Below are 19,760 nucleotides of genomic sequence, written 5' to 3' on the forward strand. Positions count from 1 at the left end.
CCTCCGCCCCGGCACGGCGTTCAGCCCGCGAGCACCGCGTCCATCTGGGCGACGGACTGGCTCAGCCCCTCCACCATGCCCATCTCGGCCAGCCGCTCCATCTGCTCGCGGGTGTCGAAGACGGAACGCAGTTCCATCCGGGTACCGCCGTCGCGCCCGGTGAGCGTCATCGTCACCGAGGTGGTCGGCATCTCGGGGTCGGGGGTGCCGTCCTCACCGGAGAAACCGTCGGTGAACTCCAGGACGGTCGGCGGCGTGACCGAGGAGATCCGCCACCAGCCGCCGAACTTCTCGCCCTCCGGACCGGTCATGCAGTACCTCACGCCGCCGCCCGGCGTCAGATCGTGCTCCTCGAACGTCGCCGGGTAACCCGGCGGGCCCCACCAGCGCTCCAGCTGCCGCGGGTCGGCCCACAGCCGCCACACCTGCTCCACCGGGGCGGTGAAGTCGGCGACGAGCGTGAGGGTGAGGTGGTCGACGTCCTTGTCCACACGGGTGACAGTCATCCGTCCGCTCCTTCCGTCGTGTTCTCGTCCGTGTTCTCGTCCGTGTCCGCGTCGCGGGCCGGGGCCCCGGGCCCGCCGGCCGTGCCGGCGTCCTCGGCCAGCAGCCCGGACATCCGGTCCACCCGGGCCCGCCAGGCCGACTCCAGTTCGTCGAGGGCCTGCCGCGCCCGGCCGACCGCGTCGGGATCGGTGCGCACGAGCTGCTCCCGTCCGCGTCGCTCCTTGGTGACCAGGCCGGCCCGCTCCAGCACCGTGACGTGCTTCTGCACCGCGGCGAAGCTCATCGGGTAGGCCGCGGCCAGACGCGACACGGACAGCTCACCCCGGACGCACCGACGGACGATGTCGCGCCGCGTCGCGTCGGCCAGGGCGTGGAACAGCCGGTCCACGGTTTCCGCGGATTCGTCCGCCATCCCATCTACAACCATTTGGTTGTACGTTAGTCCCGTCCCGTCCGTTCCGCAAGGGGACCGTTCAGGAGGACCGTTCAGGAGGACCGTTCAGGAGGACGGCCCCTGCCACTGAACAGGACTCGGAGGGGTACCCGGCCCGCATGACGGAGAAGCAGCAGACCGGCGACTCTTACTGGCTCCGCACCGCACCGGACGGGCGGTATCCCGCACCGGACGGCGACCTCGAGGTCGACGTGGCCGTGATCGGCGGGGGCATCGCCGGGTTGTGCACGGCGTGGGAGCTGACCCGGGCCGGCCGCAGCGTCGCGGTACTGGAGGCCGACCGGATCGCGGCGGGGGTCACCGGGCACACCTCGGCCAAGGTCACCGCCCAGCACACACTGGTCTACGACAAGCTGCGCCGCACCCGCGGCAGCGAGGGCGCGCGGCTGTACGCCCGGTCGCAGTCCGAGGCGATCGAGCACACGGCGGACGTCGTCGCGGAGCTCGGCGTCGACTGCGAGTGGGAGCGGCGCAGCTCGTACACCTTCGTGCGGGACCCCGGCGGGGTGGAGGAGCTGCGCGCGGAGGCGAGGGCCGCGCGGGAGGCGGGGCTGCCGGCCTCGTTCGTGACGGAGACCGGCCTGCCGTTCCCGGTGGCGGGCGCCGTCGAGGTGACGGGGCAGGCCCAGTTCCATCCGCGCAAGTACCTGCTGGCCCTCGCCCGGGACATCGTGGCGCGCGGCGGACGCATCCATGAGGACACCACCGTGGTGGGCCTGGAGGAAGGCACGCCGTGCCGGCTGTCGACGGCGGCCGGGGCCGCGGTGACGGCCCGCGACGTCGTGGTCGCCACCCACTACCCCGTGTTCGACCGGGCGCTGCTGTTCACGCGCCTGTCCTCGCGGCGCGAGCTGGTGGTCGCCGGGCCGGTCCCGGCGGACCAGGACCCGGGCGGCATGTACATCACGCAGGAGGAGAACACGCGCTCGGTCCGCACCGCCCCCTACGGCGAGGACGCGGGCCGCCGCCTGCTGGTGGTCACGGGCGAGCACTTCACCCCGGGCACGGGTGATCCACGGGCCGGGCTCGACCGTCTCTCCGCCTGGGCCCGAGAGCACTTCCCGGGGGTGGAACTCACGTACTCCTGGGCGACCCAGGACAACGATCCCACCGACACCGTGCCGCTGGTCGGCCCGCTGCACCCGGGCGCGCGGCACACGTACGTGGCCACCGGCTTCGGCGGGTGGGGCATGAGCGGCGGCATGATGGCGGGCCTGCTGCTGACCGCGCAGATCACCGGCGAGGAGTGCGAGTGGAGCGGCCTGTACGATCCGCGCCGCCTGGCCTCCGCCGTGCGCGAGGCGCCGTCGTTCCTCAAGCACCAGGCACAGGTCGCCAAGCACTTCGTGGGTGACCGGCTGCGTCCGTCCCCGCCGGTGGAGGCGCTGCCGCCGGGCGAGGGGGCGGTGGTGCGGGTCGACGGCGGACGGCTCGCGGTCTACCGCGACGACGACGGGAACCTGCACGCCGTCTCGGCCCGCTGCACGCACCTGGGCTGCCTGGTCGACTTCAACGCCGCCGAGCGCGCCTGGGAGTGCCCGTGCCACGGCTCCCGCTTCGACACGGACGGCAAGGTCGTCCAGGGCCCGGCGACCCGTCCGCTGGAGCAGCGGGACATCTGAGACGCGGGGCGGGGGCCGGCGGGCGGGTGACGCCCCGCCCCCGCAGGCGGGGGCCGCCGGGCGGGTGACGCCCCGCCGCACCCCCGCACGGGCTGCGCGAATCCATGTAAAACACCTCATACCGTCATGCGGTGATCACACTTACCCGTCGGGTGGCCGCCCTGTGCGTGGTGGCCACCGCGCTCACCGCCTGCGCCACCGTCCAGCCCGCCCGGCAGCCGCCCCGCCCCGCGCCCTCGGCCACTCCCGCCGCCCCGTCGACGCCCACCCTCGCCCCCGGCCCGGCGGGACTGACGCCGGTCTTCGACCACGGGCCCCGCACCGGCGGCAGGACGGTCGCCCTCACCTTCGACGCCGACATGACCGCCGACCAGGGCCCGAGGGCCGCGGCGGGCGAGCGGTTCGACCACCCGGAGCTCATCACCGCCCTGCGCGCGCTCGAGGTGCCGGCCACGGTCTTCATGACCGGCCGCTGGGCCGAGGAGTACCCGGACCAGGCCCGCTCCATCGGCCGGGACCCGCTCTTCGAGGTCGCCAACCACTCCTACAGCCACCACGCCTTCACCGGTGACTGCTACGGCCTGCCGACCGTCACCGCCGACCGGATGCGGGCGGACGTGGAACGGGCGTACGCGGTGTTCCGCAAGGTGGGCGTGCGGGACCCGATGCCGTACTTCCGCTTCCCCGGCGGCTGCTACGACCACCGGGCGCTGAAGGCGCTGGTCCCGGCCGGGGTCACGGCCGTGCAGTGGGACGTGGTCGGCGGCGACGCGTTCGCCACGGACGCGGACGCGGTGGCCCGGCAGGTGCTCCAGGGCGTGCGACCGGGCTCGGTGGTCGTCCTGCACTGCACCCGCAGCGCGGCCCCGGCGACGGAACGGGCCGTACGCGCGATCGTCCCGGAGCTGCGCCGTCAGGGCTACCGCTTCGTGAAGGTCTCCGAGCTGATCGGGGCCGCCGGCGGGCGCGGCTGAGCGGCCTACGCTGGAACCATGAGCGACACCGACGAGGACTACTGCCTGATCGACGCCTCCAGGCCGCCCAGGGCCGACGGCCCGCCGTACGCGCAGTGCGTGCTGTGCCGGGAGCCGACGGAGTACCCGGAGTCGTACAAGGGCGTCACGCTGTGCCCGGTCTGCGAGTGGCGCGAGGCGGAGCGCACGTCCTGCTCGGGCTGACGGCACCCCCGCGGGGCTTGGCACACTTGACCCCGTGAGCACCGAGACGCCTTCCGCCGCCGACAGCCCCTTCCGCCCCGACCCGGCCGACCGCGACCGGGCACCCCAGTTCGTGCTGCCCCTCGTGGTCCGCGTCGAACGGGCGGCGCCCCCGGCCCGTACGGACGCCCTGGAGACGGCCGCCCGCGCGGTCCTGGTGATGCTGTCCGACGAGCGCTCGACGGGCGAGGGCGCGTGGGCGCGGGCGGTGCGCGACTGGCAGGACGGCCGCATCCGCAAGGTGGTGCGCCGGGCACGCGGCGCGGAGTGGCGCCGCGCGGAGGCGCTCCCCGGCGTCACGGTCACCGGCAAGTCCGCCGAGGTCCGCGTCTTCCCGCCGGTCCCCCTGGACGGCTGGCCCAAGGACCTGGCGCGCCTGCAGGTCTCCGGCACCGACCTCGACGACCCCGACCCGGTCCCCCCGGCGGATCCCGGCACCCCCGTCCTCTGGCTCAACCCCGGCCTCGAGATGTCGGCCGGCAAGGCGATGGCCCAGGCGGGCCACGGCGCACAGCTGGCCTGGCTGGCCCTCTCCCCCGAGGACCGGGCCGCCTGGCACGCCACCGGCTTCACCCTCGCCGTGCGCGCCGCCTCCCCGGCCCGCTGGCCCGCGCTGACCGCGGGCGGCCTCCCCACGGTCCGCGACGCCGGCTTCACGGAGATCGCCCCCGGCTCCTGCACGGTGGTGGCGGAACACCCGGCGCTGCGGTGAGGTGAGAAGTCCCGGGACCGGGGCGGCAGTCGGCCCGCTCCGGTTTTCCGCGGGACCGGCCCGCACACATCTTGCCGTGCCCATGACGAGCGGTGTACCAATGGGAGCGCGGAACTTGAACGTTGTTCAGGTTTGGCGTTGCCGGGGGGCCGAGCGAGCCGGAGGAGCAGCAGATGTCCGCGGAACGTCGTCCCGTGCGCACCAGCCGTCGTACCGTTCTGCGGGCGGGCGCCCTGACCGGCCTGGGGCTGGCGGGTGCGCAGATGGCGGCCCCCGGCCGCGCCACCGCAGCCGCCCCCGACGCCGGTTTCCTCGTCGGCCGCGGGCTGGCCGACGCCACCGGCGAGGTGGCCGAGGTCGGCCTGATGGGCTACGGCCGGTTCGACCAGCAGGCGGCGGGGCTCCACACCCGGCTGCGGGCGCGGGCGTTCGCCGTGGCCGACCGGGCGAGCGGGCGGCGGGTCATGCTGATCGTCGCCGACTCACCGATGATCTTCCACAGCGTGCACCAGGCGGTGCTGCGCCGGCTCGCCGGGGCGTACGGCGATCTGTACACCGAGCAGAACGTGCTCATCACCGCCACCCACACCCACGCCGGGCCCGGCGGCCAATCGCACCACCTGCTGTACAACACGACCACGTTCGGGTTCCACCGCAAGACCTTCGAGGCGGTGGCGGACGGCCTCTTCGAAGCCGCGCAGCGCGCCCACGACGACCTCGCGCCGTCCGAACTCGTGCTCAGCCACGGCACGTTGACCGGAGCCAGCGTCAACCGCTCGCGGTCCGCCTTCGAGCGCAACCCGAAGGCCGACCGCGACCACTTCCCGGACGCCGTCGACACGCACACCAGCCTGCTCCGGGTGGAACGGGCCGGGCGGGCGGTCGGGGCGGTCAACTGGTTCCCGGTGCACAGCACCAGCATGTCCGGGGACAACCGGCTCGTCAGCGCGGACAACAAGGGCTACGCGGCCTACCACTGGGAGCGCGAGGTCCACGACGTGGACTATCTGGCCGACGGCTCACCGGCGTTCGTCTCCGCCTTCGCCCAGACGAACAGCGGCGACATGTCACCCAACCTGGACCTGCGACCGCCCACGACACCCGAGGACTTCGCGCACACCCGCGCCAACGGCCTGCGGCAGTACGAGGCCGCCGCGGCCCAACTGCTCAAGCCGGGCGTCAGGTTGTCCGGGCCGGTCGACTCCCGGCTGGTGTACGTGGACCTCTCCGACGTCACCGTGCGCCCCGAGTTCACCGGTGACGGACGGACCCACCGCACGTCCAAGCCCTGCGTCGGGGCCTCCATGGCGGCCGGCAGCCTGGAGGACGGGCCGGCCTTCCCCGGCTTCGAGGAGGGGGAGAACCCCTTCTGGGACGCGATCTCCGACTCCGTGATCTACACGGTCTCACCGGAGCTGAAGCAGGCACAGGCACCCAAGGACGTCTTCGTGCCCATCGGGGAGATGAACCGTCTCTACCCGTGGGTGCAGGAGCGGGTGCCGGTGATGCTGGTCCGCATCGGCCGCCTCCACCTGATCGGCATCCCGGGCGAGGTCACCGTCTGCGCGGGTCTGCGGCTGCGGCGCACGGTCGCCGCGATCACCGGCGCGGACCTGGACGACGTACTGGTCGCCGGGTACGCCAACTCCTACTTCCACTACGTGACCACCCCGGAGGAGTACGACGCGCAGCAGTACGAGGGCGGCAGCACCCTCTTCGGCCGCTGGCAGCTCCCGGCGCTCCAGCAGACCGCGGCCGCGCTGGCCGTCTCGCTGCGCGACGGGACGGAGCTGCCGCTCGGCCCGAAGGCACCGGACCTGTCCGGCAAGGCGCTCTCCCTGCAGCCCGGTGTGGTGCTGGACGCGCCGCCGCTGCTGCGGAAGTTCGGGGACGTACTGGTGCCGCCGCGGGAGACCTACCGCGCGGGCGAGCGGGCCGAGACGGTGTTCGCGGGCGCCCACCCGGGCAACGACCTGCACCGCGGGGACACCTACCTGGAGGTCCAGCACCGGGACTCCGGCGGCGCCTGGCGCACCGTCGCCGACGACGGCGACTGGCCGACCCGTTTCCACTGGAAACGCGACGGAGTCGCCGCCTCCAGGGTCACCATCACCTGGGACATCCCCCAGGGCACTCCCCCGGGCGCCTACCGCATCGTCTACCACGGCGACGCGAGGAGCCTCGCCGGGACGGTCACCCCGTTCACCGGCACGTCACCGGCGTTCACGGTGCGCTGACCCCGCGGGCCCTCCGCGCTCCGTCGCCGGCTCAGCCGGTGACGGAGAAGAAGATCGTGTCCTGGGTGTACCAGTCGATCTTCCTCGTCGCGTACTCCCACTCCTCGTGCTCGCACTCGAGCTTCTCGATGATCTCCCGGAGGTCGTGGGCGAGGTCCTCGTCCACGTGGTCGGCCACCCCGCGGTAGGCGTCGGCGGCCGGCTTGGCCCTGGCCAGCGGGAACATGCCGATGTGTGGGCCGTCCACGGGGTGGGGGACGGCGAAGGGTATCTCCGCCGGCGGTCCCGAGAACAGGTGGTCGTGCAGCAGCAGTTCCCCGCTCACCCCGAGGCGGCGCAGCTCGTCGTCGAGCAGGGAGAAGAAGGTGGAGGGCTTCGCGTACACGCCCAGGTCCATGGGGTCGGACGCCTTGCCGTCGATGAGGTGCAGGAGCGCCTGGGAGTAGGCGGAGGCCGCGGCCGCGGCGGTCGAACTCGCGTGACCGGCCAGGAGGTGGTCGAGCGCCTCGGGGACCGTCAGCCCCCAGTCGATGCCCTGGTCGTCGAGGCCGCGCTGACTCCTGCGCGCCGCCTCACGCGCCGCGTCGACGACGCGCCGCTGGTCGGAGGTGAGGTTCCCGGCGGCGCCCAGCAACGCCACGACGTCGGCCTTGTCCGCCGTGCGGTACGAAATGATCCGGCTCATGATCACCATCGTGCCGGACGGCACTGACAACGGGCCCGCCGCACCCCGGTTCCGCCGCGGCCTCAGCCCTGGGGTTCCTGCGGCTTGGCGTCGACCTCGCGCAGGTTCCGGTCCGTGAGTTCGGTCCGGGTCTCCGTGCGGTGGCCACGGGCGATGTAGTCCCGCACGACCGCCTCGATCGCGTCCTGCGGCGAGCCGATCCCCGCGAGGACCATCACCTCCACCACGAGTTCCGCGTCCAGCCCGATGTTGACCTTCGCCACCGCACCCGCCCCTTCGCCGTGCCTCGCCCGTACTGTACGGGCCGGGCCCCGGGCAGACCACGTGCGTGCGCCGGGCGAGTCCGTCCACGGTGTCCGTAAGCTCAAATGTTGCTCTGAGAAGAGGACTCGCGTGGTTCGGGGGCGGGCTTCGGGGCCATATCCCCGTCACGTCCCGACGGGGGCGGCCGGGGGCCGGGGGAAACGCCGGGCGGAAGAGGGGGCGGGGATGGCTGTGAGGCTGGGGAGCGGGATCGGGTGGCGGCCGGAGATCGCGGACGCGGTGGAGCGCATGCCGGGCATCGACTGGGTCGAGGTGGTCGCCGAGAACGTCTGCCCCGGCCACCTGCCCGAGTCGCTGCTGCGGCTGCGGGAGCGCGGGGTGACGGTCGTGCCGCACGGGGTCTCGCTGGGGCTCGGCGGGGCCGGGCGGCCCGACGAGGGGCGGCTGGCCGCGCTCGCCGGGCGGGCCGACGCGCTCCGCGCGCCGCTCGTCACCGAGCACATCGCGTTCGTGCGGGCCGGCGGGACGCTGACCGCCTCCCCGTCGATCGAGGCCGGGCACCTGCTGCCCGTGCCGCGCACCCGTGACGCCCTCGACGTGCTCTGCGAGAACGTCCGGATCGCCCAGGACGCGCTGCCCGTACCGCTCGCCCTGGAGAACATCGCCGCGCTGATCTCGTGGCCCGGCGAGGAGATGACCGAGGGCCAGTTCCTGTACGAGCTGGCCGACCGCACCGGCGTACGGCTCCTCGTCGACGTCGCCAACCTGCACACCAACCACGTCAACCGGGGCGAGGACCCGGCCGAGGCGCTCGCCGAACTGCCCCTGGAGGCCATCGCGTACGTCCATGTCGCGGGCGGCTTCGAGCGGGACGGCGTGTGGCACGACAGTCACGCCCACCCCGTCCCGCAGCCGGTGCTGGACGTCCTCACCGACCTCGCCTCCCGTGTCTCCCCGCCCGGTGTGCTGCTGGAGCGGGACGAGAACTTCCCGGAAGCGGCGGAGATCGAGCGGGAGTTGACCGCCATCCGGGACGCGGTCGCGAAGGGGGCGGAGAGCCGGGGGGCGAGCCCGGCCGCGCCCGCCGGTGCCCGGCCCCCGTCGCGGCAGGGCTCCGTCGACGCCGCGCGGCAGCGGCTCGCTCTCGCGCAGACCGCGGTGCTGTCCGCGCTGGTCGCCGGGACACCGGTGCCGGAGGGGTTCGACCGGGGGCGGATGGCGGTGCAGGCGCGGACGCTCGCCGCCAAGCGGGCCGACGTCGTCGCCAGGGTCGCGCCCGAACTGCCGCTGATCCTCGGGGACGGCTACCGGGCCGCCTTCCTCGCGTACGCGCAGACGCGGCCGATGACCGGCGGCTACCGGCAGGACGCGATGGACTTCGTCGAGGAACTGCTCCTCGACCACCGGCCGCGGGACGCCCGGGTGCGGCGCGAGCTGCGGGAGTGGTGGCTGGAGCGGTCGGGGCCCAGGCCCCGGTCGGGCCGGCCGGCGGTGCGGCTGGTGCGGGCCACGCGACGGGTGTTGCTGCGGCGCTGACCCGCCCCGGGGCCGGGCGACCACGCACACCCGAGTGGAACGTCACATACCGACAACACCGCGTCCGGATCGTGAACAAGGCATGGTGTTCCCGCGACCGTGTCGCTTACAAACAACTCATGTTCTGGGTCCCGCTCCTGCTCCTGGCCTGGGTCGTCGCCGGTGTGGCGTGCCTGCGGCTGTGCCTGGCCGCCGTGCGCGGCGCCGCCGCGCCCGCCGACGGTTCCGGTGTCGCGGAGGGGCGCGGTCTCACGCTGTACGAGGCCGCGTTCCTGTCCGGCGGCCCCGGCCGGGTCGCCGACGTCACGCTCGTCGCGATGGCCCGTCAGCGGCGGCTGCTGCTGGCGCACACCGGCTGGGCGACGGTCGTCGACCCGCGCGGGCGGGACGACATGGAGCGTTCCGTCATAGGGGCCATCGGACCGGGAGGCCAGTCGCCCATCGCTCCGGTGCGGACGGCCGCGGCGGGCGCCGATCCCGTGCACGGGATCGCGGAGCGGCTGGTCGGCGCCGGGCTGGCGGTGCCGGACGGTGCCGGCACGACCGTCGCCGACGCGGTGCGGCAGGTGCGGCTCGCCGCGGCGGCCGTGGCCGCACTGGGGGTGGCCGCGCTGCTGATGCCGGCCCCGTCGGACGTGCCGCGCCATCTGGTCGCCCTGTGGTTCGCGCTGCCGCTGATCCTGGCGCTGAGCTGCCTGGCCATCGCGCGGTTCGAGGTCCACCCCTACTCGCGCTGGGCGTCCCCCGCGGGTCAGCGGCTGCTCGGCGCCCTGCCGCGGGAGGCCGGCGGCGCCGGGGACGACCGCACGTACCTCACCTCCATCGCGGTGCGAGGCGTCCGCGCGGCGGGCGAGCCGGAGCTGCGTGCCGCCTTCGCGCACCGCGAGCCGCGCCGGGGGCGCTGACGACACACCCCGGCGAGGGGTGCTTGCCTCACACCCCCGTCGAACGAAACATCCCTTCTGTCGCCGTCGTGCACCGAAGGGACCGCCGATGAGAACCGCCGCCGTCCATGTGGCCGCCGGGTCCATGCTCCTCACCGCCCTGGCCGCCGCCCCGGCCGGCGCCGGGAGTCCCGCCGCGCTCCACGCGGCCGAGCTGCGCGGCACCGCCGTGGCCGCCGCCCGCGCCGCCGACCGGGGCATCGACTTCGGCGCCTGCCCCGCCGGGCAGCAGCTCCCCGGCACCGTCCGGTGCGGCACGGTCCGCGTCCCGCTCGACTACGCCCGCCCGGACGGCGCACAGATCGAACTCGCCGTCAGCCGCGCCCGGGCCACCGGCAGGGACCCGGACGACGGCGAGCGCGCGGTGCCCCGGCAGGGCTCCCTCGTCCACAACCCTGGCGGGCCGGGCGCCGACGGCATGTACTTCCCGGTGTCGGGCGTGCTCCCCGAGTGGAAGCGCATCGCGGCGGCCTACGACCTCGTCGGCTACGCCCCGCGCGGAGTGGGCCGCTCGGCCCCGCTGTCCTGCACGGACCCGGAGACGTTCCAGCAGGCCCCCACCGACTCACCGGTCCCTCCCCCGGCCGCGCACAAGCGCGAGCGGATCGAGCGGGCGAAGGCGTACGCGCGCGGCTGCGCCGAGCGGGCCGGGGCCTCCCTGCGCCACTACCACTCGCTCAACAACGCACGCGACCTGGACGTCCTGCGCGCCGCCCTCGGCGAGAACCGGCTGACGTTCCTGGGCTCCTCGTACGGCACGTACCTCGGGGCCCTGTACGCCACGATGTTCCCCTCGCACGTGCGGCGGATGGTGTTCGACGCGGCGGTGAACCCGGACCCGGAACGGATCTGGTACCGCAACAACCTCGACCGGTCGGCGGCGTTCGAGGACCGCTGGGCGGACTTCCGTGCGTGGGCCGCCCGGCACCACGCCGTGTACGGGCTCGGCGCCGACGCGCGCGGGGTGCAGGCGAGTTACGAGAAGGCGCGGGCCCGGCTGGCGAGGGAACCGGCGGGCGGGAAGGTGGGGCCGGAGCAGTTGCAGGCGGCCCTGTCGCAGACCGCGTACTACGACGACCTCTGGCCGCACCGCGCCCACGCCCTCTCGGCGTACCTGAAGGGCGATCCCCGACCGCTGGTCGAACAGGCGCGGACCTACCCGGAGGCGGCGGCGGAGGCGGAGAACGCGCGGGCGGTGTACCTCGCCGTGGAGTGCAACGACGCGCCCTGGCCGGCCGACTGGGCGGTGTGGGACCGGGACAACACCCGGCTCGCGCGCCGGGCGCCCTTCGAGACCTGGGCCGGCGTGTGGACGCATCTGCCCTGCGCCTACTGGAAGGGGCCCCGGCAGCGGCCGCTGGACGTGCGCGCGGGGCGGGACGAACTGCCGCCGACGCTCGTCCTGGCCGCCGAGCGGGACGCGGCCGCCCCCTACGACGGTGCCCTGGAACTGCGCCGGCGGCTGGCGGGGGCGACGCTGGTGACCGAGCGGGACGCCGGCAGCCACGGCATCGCGGGCGGCCCCAACTCCTGTGTCAACGGGCACCTGGAGGCGTACCTCCTGAAGGGCCGTGTCCCGGGGCGGCACGCGTCCTGCGCACCGCACCCGGAGCCGGGGCCGGGACCGCGGACCCGGCCGGTGCCGGGGCCGGGTCCGCGCTAGCGCCGCCGTCAGGCCAGGCCCGCGACCAGGTCCGCGACGTCCTTGCGGCGGCCCGTGTAGAACGGGACCTCCTCGCGGACGTGCATCCGGGCCTCCGAGCCGCGCAGGTGGCGCATCAGGTCGACGATGCGGTCCAGTTCGTCGGCCTCGAAGGCGAGGATCCACTCGTAGTCGCCGAGCGAGAACGAGGCGACCGTGTTGGCCCGCACGTCGGGGTAACCGCGGGCCATCTTGCCGTGGTCGGCGAGCATGCGCCGGCGGTCCTCGTCGGGCAGCAGGTACCAGTCGTAGGAGCGCACGAAGGGATAGACGCTCACGTAGTCGCGGGGCGTCTCGTCGGCGAGGAACGCCGGGATGTGCGAGCGGTTGAACTCGGCGGGGCGGTGCAGCGCCATGTTCGACCACACCGGTTCCAGCGCGCGGCCGAGCCGGGTGCGGCGGAAGAGGTTGTACGCCTCCTGGAGCCGGTCGGCGGTCTCCGCGTGCCACCAGATCATGACGTCGGCGTCCGCGCGCAGGCCCGACACGTCGTAGGTGCCGCGGATCGTGACGTCCTTGGCGGCGAGCTGGTCGAACAGCTCCTGGACCTCCTCGGCGTACCCGGCGCGGTCCTCGGGCAGCACGTCCTTCAGCTTGAACACCGACCAGAGGGTGTAGCGGATGACCTCGTTGAGGTCCTTGGCCAGCTTGCCCTTGTTGGGGATGCGGTCGGGGGTGGTGGCGTCGTCACTCATGTGCCTTATTCTCCTGCTCCGCCGTGGAGGCTTTGCACCGGGTTGGCGGTGAGCTCCTGCACACCGTGCAGGTCACCGTGGATCTGGTCGACGGCGGCGTACGCGCTCGCGATGCACGCGGGGACGCCGACACCGTCGTAGGCCGCGCCGCACACCGCGAGCCCGGCGAGGCCCGCGAGGTGCGCGCGGACCCGCGTCACGCGCGCGTGGTGGCCGACGGGGTACTGGGGCAGGCCGTCCTGCCAGCGGGTCACCCGGCTCGCGACCGGGGCGGCGGTCAGACCGGTGGCCGCCCGGAGGTCGTGGCGGGAGACCTCGACGAGGTCGGCGTCGTCACGGCCGAGGATCTCCGTCTCGCCGTGCCGGCCCACCGAGGTGCGCAGGACGACCAGGTCCGGGTTCTCCTCGTCGATCCAGCCCCACTTGCGGGAGGCGAAGGTGGACGCCTTGATGGTGCGCCCGTCGACGGGCGGCACGAGGAATCCGCTGCCCTCGGGCAGAGCGGCCTCCGCCCGGCGGTAGGCGAGGGTGATCAGCGCCATGGAGGCGTACTCCACACCGGAGAGTTCGGCGGCGGCTCCAGGTGCCTCGGCGCGCAGCAGGGCGGCGGCGGCCGGCGCGGGAACGGCGACGACGACCGCGTCGGCGCGCAGCACCCGCTCCCCGGCGACGACCCGCCAGCCGTCCTCCGGGTCCCGGCGCAGCCCGGTGACGGGCGTACCGGTCAGGATCTCGGCGCCGCGGGCCCGCACGGACTCCGCGACGGCGAGCGGGAGGGTGCCCACCCCGCCGGCGATGCCCATGAACACCGGGCCGGTCTGCCCGGCCGCGGCGGCCCTCGCCTGGATCTCGCGGACGCCCTCGGTCAGGGAGGTGTGGGTGCGGGCGGCCTCGAAGAGCTGCGGGACCGCCGCGCGCATCGAGATGCGGTACGCGTCGCCCGCGTACACCCCGCCGAGCAGGGGCTCCACGAGACGGTCGACGACCTCGCGGCCGAGGCGCGCCGCCACGTACTCGCCGATCGCCACGTCGTCGCCGACCTCGGTGCGGGGCAGACCGGCGTCCCGTTCGATCCGGGCGAGCCCTTCGTCGGACAGCACTCCGGCGAGGGCGGCGGAGGTGCCCGGCACGCCCATGACGTGGCCCTTGGGCATGGGGCGCAGCGCACCGCGGGTCCACAGCGCGGCCGAGGCGGTGGCCGGCGGCTGGAGCCGGCCGGCGAGGCCCACCTCGCGGGCGAGGCCGACCGCCTCGGGGCGGCGGGCCAGCAGCGACTCCGCGCCGAGGTCGACGCGGGCGCCCGCGATCTCGCCGGGCAGCAGCTTGCCGCCGACCCGGTCCGAGGCCTCCAGGACGGTGACCCGCGCGCCGCGCTCCAGCAGCCGGTGCGCGGCGGCCAGCCCGGCGATCCCGGCTCCGACGACGACGACCCGCGCCCCGTCGCCCGCATGTGATCCGCTCATGCCTCCACCTTCTCAGACGGCGCCGGCGCCCCCGCCAGGGCCATGTGGCCCCGCCGAGTCCCTACCGTGACCGCATCGGGACCGTCCGGCACCAACGTTTCGCCCCCTCACGGCGTCGAAGGAACGTCAGTCATCACGATGCAGGGGGAGTTCCACATGCGCACACGACGATCCGTACGACCCGCACAGGCGCTGGCCGGGGTCCTGCTGACGGCGGCCCTCACGGTCACCGGGTGCAGTGGTGCGGGCGGCGACTCGGGCAGTTCCCTGGCCGACGACAAGGCCGCCGTGGCGCCGGAGCGGGGGCAGGAGGCCGCCCGCGACGGGGCCGCGGGGGACGCGGGCGCCGGGCAGGGCGCCCCGGGCGGCTCGGCGGACGGCGCGCCGGCGGCCACGCCGAAGGCCACCGCGAACCACGTCGTCCGCACCGCCTCGCTGACGGTGCGGGTGAAGGACGTGCCCGAGGCGCTGGAGGAGGCCCGTACGGCGACCGGGAACGCGGGCGGCTACGTCGGTGACGAGACCACCCGGCGGGACGCGGAGGGCCACGAGCACACGCGCGTGGTGCTGCGGGTGCCCGTCGCCCGGTACGCGGAGGTCCTGGCCGCCCTCGAGGGCTCGGGCGAGCTCGTCGAGCGCCGCGCGAAGGCCGAGGACGTCACCGGCCAGGTGGTCGACGTGGACAGCCGGGTCGCGTCGCAGCGGGCCAGCGTGGCCCGGGTGCGCGAGCTGATGGACCGGGCGACGAAGCTCAGCGACGTGGTCACCCTGGAGGGCGAACTGAGCACCCGCCAGGCGGATCTGGAGTCCCTGCTGGCCCAGCAGGCGGCCCTGAAGGACCGTACGAGCCTGGCGACGATCACCCTGTCCCTGTCCGGGGCGCCGGCGGAGCCGGGCGGCAGCGACGACGGTCCCGGCTTCGTGGACGCCCTCGCGGGGGGCTGGGACGCGTTCGTGACCGTGCTGCGCTGGCTGACCGTGGCGATCGGGGCGGTCCTGCCGTTCGCGGCGCTCGCGGCGCTGCTGGTCCTGCTGTGGGTGAAGGCCCTGCGGCCCCTGCTGCGGCGGCGCCCGCGGGCGGCCTCGGGCGTGGCCCCCGCTCCCGCTCCCGTCCGGCCGGGCGGCGGGCAGGAGGACCCGGCGAACTGACGGGCCCCTGGGCCGCGGAGTGCCCCGGCGCCGTAGCGTGTCCGCATGGACAAGAGCGATGCGCGTGGTGCCGGGGAACGTCTCGTCGTGATCGGCGGTGACGCCGCGGGGATGTCCGCGGCGTCACAGGCCCGCCGCCTCAGGGGGCCCGGCGAGCTGGAGATCGTGGCGTTCGAACGGGGCCGCTTCACCTCCTTCTCGGCGTGCGGCATCCCCTACTGGGTGAGCGGGGACGTACCCGACCGGGACCGGCTGATCGCCCGCACCGCCGAGGAGCACCGCGCGCGGGACATCGATCTGCGGCTGTGCACCGAGGTCACGGCGATCGACACCGACCGCGGCCGGGTCCGCGCGCGTGACGTGGATTCCGGCACCGAGTCCTGGACGTCGTACGACAAACTGGTGATCGCGACGGGTGCGCGGCCGATCCGCCCGGAGCTTCCCGGCATGGACGCCCCCGGGGTGCACGGGGTGCAGACCCTGGACGACGGGCAGGCCCTGCTGGACACGCTGCACCGCACCCGCGGCCGCCGCGCGGTGGTGATCGGCGCGGGGTACATCGGCGTGGAGATGGCCGAGGCGATGATCAAACGCGGCTACGAGGTGACGGTCGTCAACCGCGGCAAGGAGCCCATGGCGACCCTCGACCCCGACATGGGCCGCCTGGTGCACCGGGCCATGGAGGGCATGGGCATCACCATGGTCAACGACGCCGAGGTCACCAAGCTGCTGACGGGTGACGACGGCCGGGTGCGCGCGGTCGCCACGGAGAGCGCCGAGTACCCGGCCGACGTCGTCGTCCTCGGCATCGGCGTGCGGCCGGAGACGGCGCTCGCGCGGGCGGCAGGGCTCCCCCTGGGCGACTCCGGCGGGCTGCTCACCGACCGGTCGATGCGGGTGCGGGGGCACGAGAACATCTGGGCGGGCGGCGACTGCGTGGAGGTCCTCGACCTGGTCTCCGGGCAGCAGCGGCACATCCCGCTGGGCACCCACGCCAACAAGCACGGCCAGATCATCGGCGCCAACGCGGGCGGGGGCTACGCCACCTTCCCGGGCGTGGTCGGCACGGCGGTCAGCAAGGTGTGCGACCTGGAGATCGCGCGCACGGGGCTGCGGGAGACTGACGCCCGCCGGGCGGGTCTGCGGTTCGAGTCGGTGACCATCGAGTCGACCAGCCGGGCCGGCTACTACCCGGACGCCTCGCCCATGACGGTGAAGATGCTCGCCGAACTGCGCACGGGCCGCCTCCTCGGCGTGCAGATCGTCGGCCGTGAGGGCGCGGGCAAGCGGGTCGACATCGCGGCGGTCGCCCTCACGGCCGGCATGACGGTGGAGCAGATGACCGCCCTCGACCTGGGCTACGCCCCGCCGTTCTCACCGGTCTGGGACCCGGTCCTGGTGGCGGCCCGCAAGGCGACGGCGAAGATCGGGGCAGCCGTGTGAGGGGGGCCGTGCGGCGCCGCTGACAGGGGCGCGGGGAACCGCGCGACACGCCGCGGCGGACCGGCGCGCCCGGTTCCCCCGCGGCGTCCCGCCGGCTCACCCGGTGCCGTTGATCCGCTCGATCGCCTGCCGCGCCTGCTCCGCCGGCGGCCGGGACGGCAACGAGGACACCGAGGCGCTCGACGGCACGGGCGGCGGCTGCTCCCCCGCCGGTCGCGCGTGCGCGGCGGGCCGCGCGGACCGCAGCCGGTGGCTCACCGCCTCGTCCAGCGTCACCGGCCGCTGCGTCTGGGAGGCGAGCCGCCCGGCCTCCTGGCCGAGCCGGGCGATGTCCTCCCAGGGCAGGCGCACCACGAGCGTCAGCTCGGCCTCGCCGTCGGGCAGCGCGTGCATCGCGGGACTCACTCGGTCGTTCATCGCCACATCCCTCACGTCGGCCCCGCGGCGTCTTCCCCGCGCCGCGGACGTCGAGGAGTCATACGCACGCCCGTACGGCTGTGTTCAGCGGGGCCCCGGATTCACGCACCGGCCTCCGGGCACATGTGGAGCGTGGTCATCCCCGTGCACGACGTGAACCCGGCGCGACGCACCCCGTGGGTGACGTACGCGCTGATCGCCGCCAACTTCGTCGTCTTCCTGGCGTTCACGCCCGGCGTCGTCGACTCGCTCACCGGCGGCAGCGGCCTGGCCGAGCTGTGCCGGCTCCAGGCGTTCCTGGAGCGCTACGCGGTGGTCCCGCAGGAGCTGATCCACCACCGGACACCGGACCTGGTGCCCACGGGCGGCACCGGCGTGGGCCCCCAGGGGCCGGGATGCGTGGTGGACCGGCCGGGCTACGACAAGTCCCCCGAGCTGAGCGTCCTCACGGCGATGTTCCTGCACGGCGGCTGGCTGCACCTGCTGGGCAACATGCTGTTCCTGTGGATCTTCGGCAACAACGTCGAGGACCGCCTGGGGCACGTCCGCTACCTGCTGTTCTACCTGGTGTGCGGGTACGCGGCGGCGTACGGCTTCGCCCTCCTCAACGCCGGCTCGGGCGACCCCCTGATCGGCGCGTCCGGAGCCGTGGCCGGGGTGCTGGGCGCCTACCTGGTGCTCTACCCGAAGGCCCGCGTGTGGGTCCTCGTCCCCTTCCTGATCTTCCTGCCCCTGCGGCTGCCCGCCTGGCTGGTCCTGGGCTCCTGGTTCGTGCTGCAGGCGTTCTACTCCGCCGGCCAGGGGGTGTCCGAGGCCGGCACCGTCGCCTACGTGGCCCATGTGGCCGGCTTCGCCGTCGGCATGCTCCTCGCCTGGCCCCTCAAGCCCGGCACTCCCCCGCCGCCGGACCCGCACGGCGTCCGCTTCGGCCGGCGGGCCCGGCGGACCTGGTAGGGCGGCCGCGCCCCGGGCCGGGGACGGGCCGGGCCCCGGAGCGGGCGGGGCGGCGGGCGGCGGTCCGGGGACCGCCGCCCGGCCGTCACCGGCGCAGCAGCAGCGAGGTGACCCGCAGGCGCCCGCTGTGGATCCACACGTCCGAGTACTCCACCGGCCGGTCGTCGGCGAGGTAGGTGACCTGCTGGAGGTACTGCACGGGGGCGCCCTCGTCCAGCTCCAGGGCGGTGGCGACGTCGTCGGTGGCGGCCTCGGCGCCGAAGGTACGGCGGGCGGTGGCGATCTTCAGCCCGTAGGTGCCCTCCAGGACGCCGAAGAGGCTGGAGGTCGTGAAGTCCTCCTCCTCGATCCCGGGCGCGAGGTCGGTGCGGACGAAGTTGAACAGCAGCGCGACCGGCCCCTGGTCCGTCCGGCGTACCCGCACCAGCCGCAGCACCTGGGTGCCGGGGGCGACGTCCAGCAGGGCGGCGACGGGGCGCGGCGGCACGATCAGCGAGCATTCGCGCACCGAGGTCGTGGTGACGATCCCCTGGCTGGCGAAGTCCTCGGACAGGGTGCTCAGTTTCTGGGCGATCGCGGGCTCGATCGTCGTGGAGGTGACGAAGGTGCCCCGCCCGCGCACCTGGCGCAGCAGGCCCTCCTCGATGAGCGTGGTCAGCGCCCGGCGCAGGGTGCCGCGGCTGACGCCGAACTCACGGGCCAGTTCCGGCTCGCTCTTGAGGCGGTAGTGCGGCGGCCACTCACCTCCCGCGATGCGCAGCCTGATGTGTTCCGAGATCTGGACGTGGATCGCCGTGGGGACGTCCCGCTTGATACCCGGGGGCTGCCGTTCGTCGGCCGTCACCGTGGTCGCATCTCCTTAGTGTGCTCTCGCCGGAGGGCGTGCGCCGCTCCGGCGTCGAAAACCGTGCCCCGGCCGCGACGGGCGGCCGGGGCACGACGACGGCGGCCGGTCAGTAGCTGACGGTGGAGTCGTTCCCACTGTCGGTGATGATGGCCAGTCCGGCGCTGGTCCCCAGCAGGGAGGCCCCCGCGCGGAGCAGTTCGAGGCCCTGCCGGTAGCTCTTGATCGAACCCGACGCCTTGACCCGTACCCCTTCGCGCGCCCGGTCAACAAGGTAACGAACGCTGGTCGGATTCGCAGTCTCGATCTGCCCGCTGCTGGCGTTCTTCAGGAACGAGGCGCCCGCCTCCATGGCGAGTTCGACGGCGGCCTCCTTCTCCGCGTCGGTGAGCAGCGGCAGTTCCAGCATGACCTTGACGGGCAGGCCCGAGGCCCGCACGACGCCCGCGATGTCCTCGCGGAAGTCGTCGTAGCGGCCGCTCTTGAGCCAGCCGACCTGGACGCCGATGTCGAGCTGGTCGGCGCCGAGCCGGGCGATCTCGGCGGCTTCCGCGGCCTTTCCGGCGCTGGTCATGACGCCGACAGTCGGGAAGTCGAGGGCGGTGGCGACCTCGACTCCGGTGCCGCCGAGTTCGGCGACCACGACGGGCAGCCAGGAGGCGGGCACCATCGCCGCGTTGAAGCCGTGGGTGACGGCCTCCCGCGCGTGGGCGATCATCTCGTCGCGGGTCGCGTCCGGATCGATCTTGGTGTGCTGGATGAAGGGCGCCAACTCGGCCGGGGTGAGGTCGAGTTCGACGGCGTTTGCGGTGATGTTGGACACGGGGTCGTTCTCCCTAGGGATGGGGGGCGGCAGGGCCCGGCGGACCGCCCGCCGGGGCTGCCCATGGACGGGACCGCCGGGTGGCCGGAGCC

The 19,760-nt window shown here is 74.4% G+C and carries 20 protein-coding genes; 11 read left to right on the forward strand and 9 right to left on the reverse strand.

The window, feature by feature from the left end:
* Positions 1-20: 20 nt before the first annotated feature.
* Complete coding sequence (locus IE172_RS15775; protein ID WP_190097857.1) at positions 21-506, reverse strand: SRPBCC family protein; 486 nt, start codon at positions 504-506, stop codon at positions 21-23.
* Positions 503-919, reverse strand: a complete 417-nt coding sequence (locus IE172_RS15780) for an ArsR/SmtB family transcription factor (protein WP_403374940.1) — start codon at positions 917-919, stop codon at positions 503-505. The genes IE172_RS15775 and IE172_RS15780 overlap by 4 nt, the downstream gene beginning before the upstream one ends.
* A 140-nt stretch (positions 920-1,059) precedes the next feature.
* Between IE172_RS15780 and IE172_RS15785 the strand changes: the two genes are divergently transcribed.
* The 5 genes from IE172_RS15785 (at position 1,060) to IE172_RS15805 (ending at position 6,749) form a co-directional block, all read left to right on the forward strand.
* On the forward strand, positions 1,060-2,583 hold the full coding sequence (locus tag IE172_RS15785) for an FAD-dependent oxidoreductase (RefSeq protein ID WP_190097859.1): 1,524 nt from the start codon (positions 1,060-1,062) through the stop codon (positions 2,581-2,583).
* Between the two features lie 131 nt (positions 2,584-2,714).
* On the forward strand, positions 2,715-3,557 hold the full coding sequence (locus tag IE172_RS15790) for a polysaccharide deacetylase family protein (protein ID WP_190097860.1): 843 nt from the start codon (positions 2,715-2,717) through the stop codon (positions 3,555-3,557).
* Positions 3,558-3,575: 18 nt separating this feature from the next.
* Complete coding sequence (locus tag IE172_RS15795) at positions 3,576-3,761, forward strand: hypothetical protein (RefSeq protein ID WP_190097861.1); 186 nt, start codon at positions 3,576-3,578, stop codon at positions 3,759-3,761.
* 34 nt (positions 3,762-3,795) lie between these two features.
* On the forward strand, positions 3,796-4,512 hold the full coding sequence (locus IE172_RS15800) for an aminoacyl-tRNA hydrolase (RefSeq protein WP_190097862.1): 717 nt from the start codon (positions 3,796-3,798) through the stop codon (positions 4,510-4,512).
* A gap of 173 nt (positions 4,513-4,685) precedes the next feature.
* On the forward strand, positions 4,686-6,749 hold the full coding sequence (locus tag IE172_RS15805) for a neutral/alkaline ceramidase (protein ID WP_190097863.1): 2,064 nt from the start codon (positions 4,686-4,688) through the stop codon (positions 6,747-6,749).
* A 31-nt stretch (positions 6,750-6,780) separates the two neighbouring features.
* Here the strand turns inward: IE172_RS15805 and IE172_RS15810 are convergent, their stop codons facing one another.
* Complete coding sequence (locus IE172_RS15810) at positions 6,781-7,434, reverse strand: DUF7691 family protein (protein ID WP_190097864.1); 654 nt, start codon at positions 7,432-7,434, stop codon at positions 6,781-6,783.
* A gap of 62 nt (positions 7,435-7,496) precedes the next feature.
* Complete coding sequence (locus IE172_RS15815; protein ID WP_190097865.1) at positions 7,497-7,697, reverse strand: type II toxin-antitoxin system VapB family antitoxin; 201 nt, start codon at positions 7,695-7,697, stop codon at positions 7,497-7,499.
* Between the two features lie 226 nt (positions 7,698-7,923).
* Here IE172_RS15815 and IE172_RS15820 point away from each other — a divergent pair, with 226 nt between their 5' ends.
* The 3 genes from IE172_RS15820 (at position 7,924) to IE172_RS15830 (ending at position 11,841) form a co-directional block, all read left to right on the forward strand.
* Positions 7,924-9,234, forward strand: a complete 1,311-nt coding sequence (locus IE172_RS15820; RefSeq protein ID WP_190097866.1) for an MbnB/TglH/ChrH family RiPP precursor modification enzyme — start codon at positions 7,924-7,926, stop codon at positions 9,232-9,234.
* A 119-nt stretch (positions 9,235-9,353) separates the two neighbouring features.
* The gene (locus IE172_RS15825) at positions 9,354-10,139 is read left to right on the forward strand and encodes a TIGR04222 domain-containing membrane protein (protein WP_190097867.1); all 786 of its coding nucleotides are present in this window, start codon (positions 9,354-9,356) and stop codon (positions 10,137-10,139) included.
* A gap of 88 nt (positions 10,140-10,227) precedes the next feature.
* On the forward strand, positions 10,228-11,841 hold the full coding sequence (locus IE172_RS15830) for an alpha/beta hydrolase (protein WP_190097868.1): 1,614 nt from the start codon (positions 10,228-10,230) through the stop codon (positions 11,839-11,841).
* Between the two features lie 8 nt (positions 11,842-11,849).
* Here the strand turns inward: IE172_RS15830 and hemQ are convergent, their stop codons facing one another.
* Together hemQ and hemG are read right to left on the reverse strand one after the other, a co-directional pair.
* Positions 11,850-12,575, reverse strand: a complete 726-nt coding sequence (gene hemQ / locus IE172_RS15835; RefSeq protein WP_190097869.1) for a hydrogen peroxide-dependent heme synthase — start codon at positions 12,573-12,575, stop codon at positions 11,850-11,852.
* A gap of 5 nt (positions 12,576-12,580) precedes the next feature.
* Positions 12,581-14,038: a protoporphyrinogen oxidase gene (gene hemG / locus IE172_RS15840; protein ID WP_190097870.1), complete on the reverse strand. Its 1,458-nt coding sequence runs from the start codon at positions 14,036-14,038 to the stop codon at positions 12,581-12,583.
* Positions 14,039-14,194: 156 nt separating this feature from the next.
* Here hemG and IE172_RS15845 point away from each other — a divergent pair, with 156 nt between their 5' ends.
* A complete protein-coding gene (locus IE172_RS15845; RefSeq protein WP_190097871.1) occupies positions 14,195-15,187 on the forward strand; it encodes a DUF4349 domain-containing protein in 993 nt (330 codons plus the stop codon).
* Between the two features lie 45 nt (positions 15,188-15,232).
* Complete coding sequence (locus IE172_RS15850) at positions 15,233-16,630, forward strand: FAD-dependent oxidoreductase (RefSeq protein WP_190097872.1); 1,398 nt, start codon at positions 15,233-15,235, stop codon at positions 16,628-16,630.
* Between the two features lie 96 nt (positions 16,631-16,726).
* On the opposite strand, the gene IE172_RS15855 is transcribed toward IE172_RS15850, so the two are convergent.
* Positions 16,727-17,047, reverse strand: a complete 321-nt coding sequence (locus tag IE172_RS15855; RefSeq protein ID WP_190097873.1) for a hypothetical protein — start codon at positions 17,045-17,047, stop codon at positions 16,727-16,729.
* A gap of 132 nt (positions 17,048-17,179) precedes the next feature.
* Here IE172_RS15855 and IE172_RS15860 point away from each other — a divergent pair, with 132 nt between their 5' ends.
* Entirely contained in the window at positions 17,180-18,001 is an 822-nt protein-coding gene (locus IE172_RS15860) for a rhomboid family intramembrane serine protease (protein WP_190097874.1), read from the forward strand.
* Positions 18,002-18,086: 85 nt separating this feature from the next.
* On the opposite strand, the gene IE172_RS15865 is transcribed toward IE172_RS15860, so the two are convergent.
* Positions 18,087-18,845: a GntR family transcriptional regulator gene (locus IE172_RS15865; RefSeq protein ID WP_190097875.1), complete on the reverse strand. Its 759-nt coding sequence runs from the start codon at positions 18,843-18,845 to the stop codon at positions 18,087-18,089.
* Positions 18,846-18,954: 109 nt separating this feature from the next.
* Positions 18,955-19,668, reverse strand: a complete 714-nt coding sequence (gene deoC / locus IE172_RS15870; RefSeq protein WP_190097876.1) for a deoxyribose-phosphate aldolase — start codon at positions 19,666-19,668, stop codon at positions 18,955-18,957.
* Between the last annotated feature and the right edge of the window lie 92 nt (positions 19,669-19,760).

Origin of the sequence: Streptomyces griseoflavus, from assembly GCF_014649995.1 — a bacterium.
Classification (GTDB): Bacteria; Actinomycetota; Actinomycetes; order Streptomycetales; family Streptomycetaceae; genus Streptomyces; species Streptomyces griseoflavus.

What these genes read in the sequence shown, in the direction of transcription:
- IE172_RS15825 (WP_190097867.1), top strand. Translation starts at nt 9,354, where the DNA reads ATGTTCTGGGTCCCGCTCCTGCTCCTGGCCTGGGTCGTCGCCGGTGTG.
- hemG (WP_190097870.1), bottom strand. Translation starts at nt 14,038, where the DNA reads ATGAGCGGATCACATGCGGGCGACGGGGCGCGGGTCGTCGTCGTCGGA.
- IE172_RS15810 (WP_190097864.1), bottom strand. Translation starts at nt 7,434, where the DNA reads ATGAGCCGGATCATTTCGTACCGCACGGCGGACAAGGCCGACGTCGTG.
- IE172_RS15785 (WP_190097859.1), top strand. Translation starts at nt 1,060, where the DNA reads ATGACGGAGAAGCAGCAGACCGGCGACTCTTACTGGCTCCGCACCGCA.
- IE172_RS15775 (WP_190097857.1), bottom strand. Translation starts at nt 506, where the DNA reads ATGACTGTCACCCGTGTGGACAAGGACGTCGACCACCTCACCCTCACG.
- IE172_RS15845 (WP_190097871.1), top strand. Translation starts at nt 14,195, where the DNA reads ATGCGCACACGACGATCCGTACGACCCGCACAGGCGCTGGCCGGGGTC.
- IE172_RS15780 (WP_403374940.1), bottom strand. Translation starts at nt 919, where the DNA reads ATGGCGGACGAATCCGCGGAAACCGTGGACCGGCTGTTCCACGCCCTG.
- IE172_RS15850 (WP_190097872.1), top strand. Translation starts at nt 15,233, where the DNA reads ATGGACAAGAGCGATGCGCGTGGTGCCGGGGAACGTCTCGTCGTGATC.
- IE172_RS15805 (WP_190097863.1), top strand. Translation starts at nt 4,686, where the DNA reads ATGTCCGCGGAACGTCGTCCCGTGCGCACCAGCCGTCGTACCGTTCTG.
- IE172_RS15795 (WP_190097861.1), top strand. Translation starts at nt 3,576, where the DNA reads ATGAGCGACACCGACGAGGACTACTGCCTGATCGACGCCTCCAGGCCG.
- IE172_RS15820 (WP_190097866.1), top strand. Translation starts at nt 7,924, where the DNA reads ATGGCTGTGAGGCTGGGGAGCGGGATCGGGTGGCGGCCGGAGATCGCG.
- IE172_RS15830 (WP_190097868.1), top strand. Translation starts at nt 10,228, where the DNA reads ATGAGAACCGCCGCCGTCCATGTGGCCGCCGGGTCCATGCTCCTCACC.
- hemQ (WP_190097869.1), bottom strand. Translation starts at nt 12,575, where the DNA reads ATGAGTGACGACGCCACCACCCCCGACCGCATCCCCAACAAGGGCAAG.
- IE172_RS15855 (WP_190097873.1), bottom strand. Translation starts at nt 17,047, where the DNA reads ATGAACGACCGAGTGAGTCCCGCGATGCACGCGCTGCCCGACGGCGAG.